This window comes from Nocardia carnea, assembly GCF_029868855.1.
GTDB lineage: Bacteria > Actinomycetota > Actinomycetes > Mycobacteriales > Mycobacteriaceae > Nocardia > Nocardia carnea_A.
Genome location: NZ_JARWOV010000075.1, coordinates 1 through 10,065, shown reverse-complemented (window position 1 = coordinate 10,065; position 10,065 = coordinate 1). Strand labels below are relative to the sequence as shown.

The window sequence follows — 10,065 nt, the reverse complement described above, 5'->3', positions numbered from 1 at the left end:
TTTTCTCGGCCCGGGCGCTGTGGCGGCGGGGGGCCGACGCCGACGCGACAGTGATCTACCTGCTCGGCGCGATGGTCGCGATGCTCGCCGGGCAGCCGCCGGGCTCCCTCGACCGCGCCCATCGCGCTACCCGCGCCCTGGCGCCGGCCACCCCCGCACATCTGTACGAGCCGTTCCGGGAACGGTTCGGGATCGAGCTGATCGACGGGTTCGGCAGCACCGAAACCAACCTCGTCCTCGGCAGTCGGCCCGGCGCCCGGCGAGCCGGGTATCTGGGCACGGTCCTGCCCGGATACGAAGCCGTGGTTGTCGGCGAATCCGGTGCCCGGGTCGCCGACGGTGTGCCGGGTGAGCTGGTGGTACGCACGAAACTCCCCGGTGCGTTCGCGCTCGGATACCTCGGTGAAACGGTTCCCGAACCGGGTTCGTGGCGGCGGACCGGTGATCGGGTGATCCGCGAGCCCGGCGGCTGGTTCCGATTCGTCGACCGGATCAAGGATGTCATCCGCCGGCGCGGCGAGAACATTTCCTCGGTGCAGGTGGAGCAGGTGCTGGCCGGACATCCGGCGGTCGCCCAGGTGGCGGTGTTCCCCGTTCCCTCCGAACTGGCCGAGGACGAGGTCATGGCGGCTGTGGTCCCGCGCCCCGGAGCGTCGGTGGACCCGGCCGGGCTGCGTCGCTTCGCGTCCGCGCATCTTGCCGAATTCGCGCTGCCGCGCTACATCGATGTGGTCGCGACCCTGCCGCTCACCGAAACCGGCAAGGTCCGCAAGGCCGATCTGCGCGCCCGCGGAGTGACCGCGCGGACGTGGTCGGCCGGCGACCATCGACCGAATCGGGCACGCACGGTTTCACCACCGGCTACCGGATCACCGGCCACAGCCGTTGAGTGAGCACAGCGCGGGGGTGCACATGGCGGCGCTGTCGGGCGAGCTGTGATGGCAGCGCATCGCCTGCAGGGCCCGGCTGATCCCGACACCCGCGGTACGCAGCGCCCCGGTGACCCGGCTGACATTGAGTCGCGCGGTGGGCCCGGTGACCGAGAGCGCCCCCGCGATCGTCTGCGGCCCGCTGAACACCGGCACCGCAACGCTCATATAGCCCAGCCGGGTCTCCTCGACCTCGACCGCGATCTGTTCCTTGCGCATCCGGTCCAGCTGCTGCCGCAGCACCGATACCGACATCGTGGTCCGTGAGGTGAGCGCGGTGAACCCCTGTTCGACCACCTCGGCGAACACCGATTGCGGGGAGAACGCCAGGATCATCTTCCCGGTGGCGGTGCAGTACAGCGGCAGGCGGCCCGCCACCCGGGACTGCTGTTTGAGGCCGCGATGGCCGACGATCTTCTCGATATAGAGCACATCGATCCCGTCGCGGACCGCGAAATGCACGGTTTCCTGGGTCGCGATCAGCAGGTCTTCCATATAGGGCAGTGCCGCGTCGCGCAGGATCCGCTGCCGGGGTACCAGCTGGCCGAGCTCGAACAGGCGTAATCCGAGGCGGTATTTCGTCCCCGACCGTTCCAGCAGGCCCCATTCGACGAGTTCACCGGCCAGCCGGTGCACCGAGGCCTTCGCGACCCCGCTGCGCCGGGCCAGCTCGGTGAGCGCGAGGTCGCGGTGTTCGTTGTCGAACGCGTCCAGGATCATCCGGGCCTTGCTCAGCACCGAGGACATCTCGGTGCCCGCGCCGGGCGCCGTTTCGAGGGATATCTCCGGGACCGGATCGGCCGGGCGGTGTGCGGCTGTCGTCATGGTGACCTCCTGACGCCTTGCGGGGCCCCGTCCCTCGAGGAGCCCGACCGGCGAACCCGCCGGACTGGTGACGCTAGCGGGCGCGCCGGCGATCCGCAGCACAATCGGGTCCGCTGAGCGGACCCGGTTCATCATGTCTGCTCAGCGGACTCCGGTTCACGACCTCCGCCGACCGGGTCGTCTCCCTGTCGAACACCCCGGAGGAACCGGCGTACCGATTCGGCGATTCCCGGCGCCTCGCGTTCGATCAGCGCGACGGTGCCTTCTTCGAAAACGATCTGCTCGACAATCGGTGCGCCGGTCAACCGGGCGCGCAGCGTCGGCAGATTCCCGATCGAGAAGGGGTCCGCCGCCGCGCCCAGCAGCAGCACCGGCGCGCGGACAGCACCGATCCGTTCCTCCATGCGGTAGCGGGCACAGGCCCGATGCCCTTCGGCCGGATCCAGCCCGAAGGTGAGCGCGTCGTGCACGAACCGGTCCAGCAGGTCGGTGCCGGGTTGCGGATAGTAGGGGCGGCGCAGCTCCCAGAGGGTTTGCAGATGCCTGCCGTCCGGGGTGCGCTCGGCACGATCGACCGCCCCGCCGCCGGCGTGCCCGGCCCGGTAGGCCTCGTCCGCCCACGGGCAGGACGACAGGATCACCGCATCGAGACGGCCGGGGTGCGCGGCAGCCATCTCCAGCGCCACCGCGGCGCCGGTGTGATGCCCGAGCACCGCGGCACCAGGAATATCGAGCGCGTCCAGCAGCGCCCACGCACCAGCGGCGAACGTCTCGATGGTCTGCGGTGCCGGTAACGCGGCACTGGCCCCGAACCCGACCATATCCATCGCGATCACGCGATGATCGGACGCGAGCAGCGGGATCAGCTCGCGGAACTCGTCCCACGAGCGCGGGGTCTGGTGCAGCAGCAACAGCACCGGCCCCGAACCTTGTTCGACATAGTGCAATTGGCCGAACGAGGTGTCGGCGTAACCGAACCGCACACTCATCAGAATGCCGCGACCATCGGGGTGTCCACGCCGATCACATCGACCTTCGCGGCGCCACCCGGATTGCCGAGCGGTTCGGCGCGACCGGGCAGGATCTCGGTGAAGAACCGCACCGCGTCCTCTTTGAATTCCGGGTCGGCCTTGCGGTCCACCGTGATCGCCTCGACCGGGCAGGCCAGTTCACAGGCGCCGCAGTCGATACATTCGGCCGGATTGATGTAGAGCTTGCGGTCGCCCTCGTAGATGCAATCGACGGGGCATTCCTCCATACAGGAACGGTCCGTGGTGTCGATGCACGCCGCACCTATGACGAATGGCATGGTCAGTTCTCCTGTTCGGTGGAATGGCCGGGGAAGATATCGGCTTCGGGGTCGAGTTCGGCGGCGGCATTGTTCACCGCGGTGGCCGCCTCACCGAAACCGACAGCGATCAGCCGGACCTTGCCCGGATAGTCGGTGATATCGCCGGCGGCGTAGACGCGCGGGACGCCGGTCCGCATACGGGTGTCGACGACGATATGGCGGTTCTCGATCCGCAGACCCCATCCGGTCAGCGGCCCGAGATCGGCGGTGAAGCCGAGCGCGGCGATCACCGACTGCGCCGGCAGTGTCGTGGTGGTCTTGTCGGTCTTGTGGTGGACGTCCACCTCGGAGATCCAGCCGTTGCCCCGCACCGCGGTGATATCGGAGTTCACCAGGATCCGCACACTGCTGTCACGGACCTTGGTAACGGTGGCGCCATGGGCGCGGAATCTGTCCCGCCGGTGCACAAGGGTCACCGACGACGCGACCGGTTCGAGGTGCACCGCCCAGTCGAACGCGCTGTCGCCACCGCCGACGATGACGACGTCGCGGCCCGTATGAGCGGAAAGGTCCGGTACGAAATAGCTGAGCCCGCGATCGAGGAAGTCCGATCCCTTCGCCAGCGGGCGCGGAGTGAATGTCCCGATCCCGCCGGTGACGACCACGGCACCGGCGGTTACCCGGCGTCCCGCACTGGTGCCGATCACCGCCCGGCCGTCCGTGGCGTGGGTGATCGTCTGTGCCTGCTCGCCGAGCAGATAGACCGGGTCGTAGGGCGCGGCCTGGTCCAGCAACCGGTCGATCAGATCGCGGCCCTTGACCGAAGGGAACCCCGCGATATCGAGGATTGCCTTCTCCGGGTACATCGCGCTCACCTGACCGCCCGGCTCGGACAGCGCGTCCAGCACGGCAACACGCAGTCCACGGAAACCCGCGCAGTACGCGGCGAACAGTCCGGCCGGTCCGGCGCCGACGACGACGATATCCACCTCGAGTCCGGTACCGGCCGGTGCTGTGGGCAATTCGTTCATACCGTGCACGCTAAGAGCGTTGCGGCGCAGGTTGAATGAAACGGGTCCGGCCAGCAGACCCGATCCGGGAAAGCATCCCGGGGCCGGAGACGACGAACGGCGGGCCCCGGCGCGTATGCCGGTACCCGCCGCGTTCGGTGGCGCTGTCAGCTCACCCTGGTGCCCTCGACGAACTCCTCCCGGACGCACTCGACCAGCTCCGGACGCGCGAACAGCTGCGCCGCGGTCATCGCCAGCACCAGTGCGCCGTCGGTCACCGCACGGTCGCCCTCGGGGCCGCCCGCGTACGCCGCGGCCTCGCGGGTGTGCATGGACAACCCGGGTACGAATTCGATATTCGGATGGATGGCGGGAATCACCTGACTGATATTTCCCATATCGGTCGACCCCGGGAACACCTCGGTGCGCGGTGGTTCGGTCACCCGCCCGATCCGCGCGAAATTCGCGTCGACCAGTTGCGCCAGTACCGGATTCGGTCGCAGACCGGCATAGGTCGGCGCCTGTTTCGTGATGTTCACCGTCGCCCCCGTGGCGAGCGCGGCACCCTGCGCACACCGTTCGATCCGCGGCTGGAAATTGCCCACCAGCGCTTCGGTGTCCGCGGCCCGGATGTAGGTGCGGATCACCGCGCGTTCCGGGATCACATTGGGTACTTCCCCGCCGTCGCGTATCACCGCGTGTACCCGGACATCGTCGGGAAGCTGTTGCCGTAGCAGCCCGATGGCGTTCAATGTCAGCACCGCGGCATCGAGAGCGTTCACGCCGTCGTGCGGGGAGACGGCGGCGTGCGCGGCTTTTCCGGTGAACTCGAAGTCGAGGGCGACCCGGCCCAGAGTCCGCATGGCGGCGAGGTTCTCACCCGAGGGATGCATCATCATGGCGGCATCTATTCCGCCGAGCCGGCCGCTGTCGAGCAGATACGTTTTGCCGCCACCGCCTTCTTCGGCGGGACTGCCGACAGCGATGATCCTGCCGCCGGCACCGGAAGCGGCCAGCCGGCGCCGCACTGCGATCGCCGCACCCAGTCCGATTGCGGCGATCACATTGTGACCGCAGGCGTGGCCGATCTCCTCGAGCGCGTCGTATTCGAGGAATATCGCGACCGTCGGCCCGGTATCCGCGGAACCGAACTCCGCGAAGAACGCCGTGGGGAGGCCGGCGACCCCCGTCTCGACGGTGAACCCTTCCGCGGCCAGCGTATCCGCGAGCAGTGCGCTGGCGTGGTGTTCGGTGAACCGGACCTCCGGGTTCCGGTGGATATCGTGACTCACCGACAGCAGTGTCTCCCGCAAACCGGCGATATCGTCGCGCAATTGCTTCTCCACCCGCTCGTCCAGCGCGGTGTCCACGTACCCCGATGTATCGGTCATTCCCACACTTCTTTCGGTTTGCTTGTGCACTAGGAGATTTCGTGCAGCGTTTGCCCGGGTCCGATCGGTACACCCAGCAGAACCCACACCACGAAGAGAACGATCCAGATCGCGTAGAAGGCGATCGCATAGGGGATCATCAATGCGAACACCGTGCCTATTCCTGCCTTCTTGTCGTAGCGCTGGATATATCCGAGCGCCACGGCCAGGATCGGGCTGAGGGGTACCAGCATATTGGTCGACGAATCCGCGATGCGGTACGCGAGCTGCGCATACGCGGGGTTGACATCGTTCAGCATCATCATCGGCACGAAGACCGGTGCCATGATCGACCACAGCGCGGAACCGCTGGAGATCACCAGGCTGAGAACCAGGGTGACGATACTCAGAATGACGAGGGCCACCACCCCGTGCAATTCGAGGTTATCGAGCACTTCCGCACCCTGTACCGCGATCCACAACCCGATATTGGTCCATTCGAAATACGCGAGCGCCTGTGCCACCGCGAAAACCAGAACCAGGATTCCGGCCAGCTCCCGTGCCGACTCGATCATCAATTTCGGCACATCGCTGCTGGACCGTACGGCACCGGTGGCCGCGCCGTACACCACGCCCACCGTCACGAAGAAGAGGAAGATGATCGGCACCAGCGAATCCATGAACGGCGAATCGATGATGCCACCGTCGTCGCCGCGCAGCAGACCCTTCGGTGGCACGATCAGTGCACCCGCGGCCACGAGGTAGACCATCGCCGCCAGCGATGCCCGGCGCAGGCCGCGCCGCTGCTCCACCGAGATCGTGAACTCCCCTGTCTCCACCTGACCCGATCGCTCGTACGGTCCCAGCCGCGGTTCGACGATTCTCTCCGTCACGAAAACGCCCACGAGTGTGAGCACCACCGTGGACGCCGACATGAAATACCAGTTCGCTACGGGTGTCACGACGGCGTCACTGTCGACGATTCCCGCCGCCGAGGTGGTGAGCCCGGACAGCAGCACATCGGTGCCGGCGATCAGGAAGTTCGCCGAGAACCCTGCCCCCACTGCCCCGAATCCGGCGGCGAGTCCGGCGATCGGATGCCGCCCCACCGCCAGGAAAAGCATCGCGGCCAGCGGCGGAATCACGATGGCGGCCGATTCCGAGGCCACATTGCTCACGATGCCGACGAAGATCACCACGAAGGTGAGCATCCGCGACGACGCCCGCGCCACGATGGCCTTGAACGCGACCTCCAGCAGGCCCACCTGGTTGGCCAGGCCCACCCCGAGCAGCATCACGATCACCAGACCCAGCGGCGGGAACGATAGGAAATTGTCGATCATCGAGGTGAGCGCGAACTGCAGTCCCTCGCCCGAGATGAGGCTCTGGATCGCGACCGGTGTGTTCTCCTTCGGGTCGATCACCGTCGCACCGGCCAGCGAGGCGATGAGGGAGGCGACCGCGATCGCCGCCGCGATCAGGAGAAAGAGTATGAACGGATGCGGCAGGCGATTCCCGACCCGCTCGACCCCGTTGAGAAAATTACGCGGAATCCTGCGCGCGTGTGTACGGATCGCATTCACCGGATCGGGCACCCATCTGATTATTTGACGCCATAGCGCGCGAGGAACTTGGTGGAGGACAGGCGCAGGACGCGGTCGAAGAGGAAGCCCATGATGCCGAGCACGATGATGCCGACGAAGGTCCAGTCGATACGGCCGTAGTTACGGGCCTGCCAGATCATCGAGCCGAGACCGTGCTCGGAGGCGACGATCTCCGCGGAGACGATGGTCAGGAAGCTGTTGCCCATCGCCAGCCGGGCGCCGGTGACGATGCCCGGAACCGCGGACGGCAGCACCACCGTCTGCATGATCTGGAGCCGGCCGGCACCCAGATTGGTCGCCGCCTGCAGTTTGTTCTCGCTGATCGAGACAGTGGCGGCGATCGTGCTCACAGTCACGATGAACACCGAGGTGTAGAAGATCAGCACCACCTTGGAGGTCTCACCGATACCGAACCACACCACGGCCAGCGTCACGAACGCGATGGGTGGGATGAACCGGAAGAACTCGATATAGGGGTCGAGCAGCTGCCGCACCAGGTTGAACCGCCCCATCAGGATGCCGATCGGGGCGCCGACGATCACGCCGAGGCTCCAGCCGAGCAGAATGCGCTGCCCCGAGGCGACCACCGAGGTCCACAGGACACCGCTCTCGGCCAGTTCGCCCGCCGCCCGCCATACCTCGGCGGGCGAGGCGATCGTCGTCGGGCCGTACCACCACGCCAGGAACGACCAGACAGCCAGTCCGATGAGTGCCGACCCGAGCCACAGTGCCCCGGTGCGCAGTACCTGATTACCGATTCGCATTCCGGCGCTGCGCGCCGAGACCGTGCCACGTGGTGTACGGATTTCCGCTACGACGGTCATACCTTTTCCTCCTCGCCCCGGACGCCCGCGAGGTCCGGTTCGCCTTCGAACCCCTGATTACGCAGGGCCGCGACGACTTCGGCCCGGATATCGTCACGCAGCTGCTCGTACAGTTCGATCACCTCGGGATGCGCCCGGTCACGGGGACGCGGTGCGGAAACGTCGTAGACGCTCTTGATCCGGGCTGCGGGGCCGGCCGTCATCACCACGACACGGTCGGCGAGGGTGAGCGCCTCGTCGATATCGTGGGTGACGAAGACGACCGTGCAGCCGGTATGCCGCCAGATCTTGTCCAGTTCGGTCTGCAGGACCTGCCGGGTCTGGGCGTCCAGCGCACCGAACGGTTCGTCCATCAGCACCAGCGAGGGCTGGTTGGCCAGAACCCGGGCGATCTGCACCCGCTGCCGCATCCCGCCGGACAGCTGCGCCGGGAACTTCCCGCCGGCATGCGGCAGTCCGACCATTCCCAGGTATTCGGCCGCGATCCGCGCCTGCTCGGCTTTTTTGGCGCCGTGCATTCGCGGACCGTAGGCGACGTTCTGCGCGACGGTCATCCAGTCGAACAGTGCCTCCGAACTCTGGAAGACCATCCCGGCATGGCGATTGCTGCCGTCGATGTCCGCGTCGTCGCAGACGATGCCGCCGGCTGCGGGCCGGACGAACCCGGCCATGGCGGAGAGCAGTGTCGATTTACCGCAACCGCTGGGCCCGAGCAGGCAGACGAATTCGCCCGGCCGTACCGCGAGATCGATACCCGCGACGATCTCGGCGGTTCCGAAATTGATGTCCAGATCCCGGATCTGCACCGAAACGCCTTTGTCGGTAGCGCCCGCTCTTGCGACATCAGGTGTGGTCACGGTCATTTCTTCTCCTCCTTGTACCAATCGAGCAGCATCGCCGACCCCAGGTCGGGCTGCTCGGAGAGGACGCCGATGTCCTGATAGAAATCGACGATCTGCTGCGCCGAATCCACGTCTTTCTCGGTCAGATTCGTGACCCCGAAGTCGATTTCACGAATCGCGACGAGGGTCTGGTCGTCGGCCACGTTGACTGCCGTCCGGGTGGCCGCCGCGGCCCGGGCGGGGTCCTGTTCGACCCGCTCGCCGGCCGCCGCCAGCACTTGCGCGAACCGCTGTGCCTCGGCCGGATTCTTCTCGAGCCACGAATCGGTGGATACCGCCCAATGGTGGTAGATCCAATCGAAATCGCCGGTCACCCCGACGACCCGGCCGGTTCCCTGCGTCACCGCGGCGGCCGGCCACGGCTCCCACAGCACATAACCGTCGATATCGCCGCGGGCGAGCAGTGCCGGCATATCGCTGGGTGTCGCCGAGATCATCTCGACGGAATCGGCCGCGATACCGTTGGCCCGCAGATATTTATCGGTCGACACCTGTCCGAGGCCGGGTACGAATCCGATCTTCTCGATATCGGCCGCGGTCTGTATACCGTTGCGCAGGACGACCTTGATGTAATCGCCCGACGCTTCATAGGCGAATATCGCCCGCATATCCGGGTTCTGCCGCAACTGCGAAATGGTCGTGGTGTCCGAACTGCCGGCGAGCTGAACCTGACCACTGGCAAGCGCGTCGACCGCTTCCCCGCCGCTGCCGAACTGCACGAGTTCGATATTCAGGCCCGCGTCGCGGAACATTCCCTCCTGGTCCGCGAGAAAGAACGCCGCGAACGACGAGTCGATCCCCACCGCGACCCGGATCGTTCCGCCCGCGCTCGCTTCCGCTTCCTGCGTCGCGGGCCTGGTGCAGGCTCCCAGCGTGATCGCCAGTGCCACCGCGAGTACCGCGAACGACACTCTCCTGTATCTAGATCGCCACGCCATTTTCTGCACCCTCACTCTGTGATCTGCACCGCAATCGCCGCGCCTTGGACAGGGAACCTATCCGCTGTCTCCGAGCACGCGAACGAACGCGGTCCGGGGAGCGGACCCGCATATCGGCAACGGCGGCGAGCGACCCCGATGACCACGGACGGCCGGATACCGACCTGGTCATAGGATGAATATTGGTCTATTCCATGCTGATGACCAGGACGTTTCCCGAATATTTCCGGGCCGTTGCCCATATGCGCCAAGCGACCGGTCGGCTCCGCCCGCCACCGCGCGCATCCGGCGGCCGCCCAGACACGTCTGCCCGCGAAAAGCACCGGGGGGGGGGGGGGGGGGGGGGGGGGGGGGGGGGGGGGGGGGGGGGGG

Annotated in this window: 10 protein-coding genes; 1 reads left to right on the top strand and 9 read right to left on the bottom strand. The window is 66.6% G+C overall.

Going from position 1 to position 10,065, the window contains the following annotated elements; translation table 11 throughout:
* Window positions 1-893: AMP-binding enzyme (locus QH195_RS06555; RefSeq protein WP_280434704.1), on the top strand; the 893-nt coding region annotated here is incomplete at its 5' end.
* On the opposite strand, the gene QH195_RS06550 is transcribed toward QH195_RS06555, so the two are convergent.
* The 9 genes from QH195_RS06550 to QH195_RS06510 all read right to left on the bottom strand — a co-directional run bounded on the left by QH195_RS06550 (window position 870) and on the right by QH195_RS06510 (window position 9,666).
* A complete protein-coding gene (locus QH195_RS06550) occupies window positions 870-1,754 on the bottom strand; it encodes an IclR family transcriptional regulator (protein ID WP_280434703.1) in 885 nt (294 codons plus the stop codon). The two genes, QH195_RS06555 and QH195_RS06550, sit on opposite strands and share 24 nt — an antisense overlap.
* Window positions 1,755-1,885: 131 nt before the next feature.
* Complete coding sequence (locus QH195_RS06545; RefSeq protein WP_280434702.1) at window positions 1,886-2,743, bottom strand: alpha/beta fold hydrolase; 858 nt, start codon at window positions 2,741-2,743, stop codon at window positions 1,886-1,888.
* Complete coding sequence (locus tag QH195_RS06540; protein WP_280434701.1) at window positions 2,743-3,063, bottom strand: DUF362 domain-containing protein; 321 nt, start codon at window positions 3,061-3,063, stop codon at window positions 2,743-2,745. Before QH195_RS06540 ends, QH195_RS06545 begins: the two co-directional genes overlap by 1 nt.
* A gap of 2 nt (window positions 3,064-3,065) precedes the next feature.
* On the bottom strand, window positions 3,066-4,076 hold the full coding sequence (locus QH195_RS06535) for an NAD(P)/FAD-dependent oxidoreductase (protein WP_280434700.1): 1,011 nt from the start codon (window positions 4,074-4,076) through the stop codon (window positions 3,066-3,068).
* Between the two features lie 146 nt (window positions 4,077-4,222).
* Window positions 4,223-5,446 carry a M20 family metallopeptidase gene (locus QH195_RS06530; RefSeq protein WP_280434699.1) on the bottom strand — a complete coding sequence of 408 codons (1,224 nt, stop codon included), beginning with the start codon at window positions 5,444-5,446 and terminating at the stop codon, window positions 4,223-4,225.
* Window positions 5,447-5,475: 29 nt separating this feature from the next.
* Window positions 5,476-7,020, bottom strand: a complete 1,545-nt coding sequence (locus tag QH195_RS06525; protein ID WP_280434698.1) for an AbgT family transporter — start codon at window positions 7,018-7,020, stop codon at window positions 5,476-5,478.
* An 8-nt stretch (window positions 7,021-7,028) separates the two neighbouring features.
* Window positions 7,029-7,853 carry an ABC transporter permease gene (locus tag QH195_RS06520; protein WP_280434697.1) on the bottom strand — a complete coding sequence of 275 codons (825 nt, stop codon included), beginning with the start codon at window positions 7,851-7,853 and terminating at the stop codon, window positions 7,029-7,031.
* Window positions 7,850-8,716 (bottom strand): ABC transporter ATP-binding protein, encoded by an 867-nt coding sequence (locus tag QH195_RS06515; protein WP_280434696.1) that lies wholly within the window; start codon window positions 8,714-8,716, stop codon window positions 7,850-7,852. Before QH195_RS06515 ends, QH195_RS06520 begins: the two co-directional genes overlap by 4 nt.
* Window positions 8,713-9,666: an ABC transporter substrate-binding protein gene (locus tag QH195_RS06510; RefSeq protein ID WP_280434695.1), complete on the bottom strand. Its 954-nt coding sequence runs from the start codon at window positions 9,664-9,666 to the stop codon at window positions 8,713-8,715. Before QH195_RS06510 ends, QH195_RS06515 begins: the two co-directional genes overlap by 4 nt.
* Between the last annotated feature and the right edge of the window lie 399 nt (window positions 9,667-10,065).

Excerpts from the sequence above, each read along its gene's own strand:
- QH195_RS06530 (WP_280434699.1), bottom strand. The coding sequence starts at position 5,446 with ATGACCGATACATCGGGGTACGTGGACACCGCGCTGGACGAGCGGGTG.
- QH195_RS06545 (WP_280434702.1), bottom strand. The coding sequence starts at position 2,743 with ATGAGTGTGCGGTTCGGTTACGCCGACACCTCGTTCGGCCAATTGCAC.
- QH195_RS06520 (WP_280434697.1), bottom strand. The coding sequence starts at position 7,853 with ATGACCGTCGTAGCGGAAATCCGTACACCACGTGGCACGGTCTCGGCG.
- QH195_RS06535 (WP_280434700.1), bottom strand. The coding sequence starts at position 4,076 with ATGAACGAATTGCCCACAGCACCGGCCGGTACCGGACTCGAGGTGGAT.
- QH195_RS06515 (WP_280434696.1), bottom strand. The coding sequence starts at position 8,716 with ATGACCGTGACCACACCTGATGTCGCAAGAGCGGGCGCTACCGACAAA.
- QH195_RS06550 (WP_280434703.1), bottom strand. The coding sequence starts at position 1,754 with ATGACGACAGCCGCACACCGCCCGGCCGATCCGGTCCCGGAGATATCC.
- QH195_RS06540 (WP_280434701.1), bottom strand. The coding sequence starts at position 3,063 with ATGCCATTCGTCATAGGTGCGGCGTGCATCGACACCACGGACCGTTCC.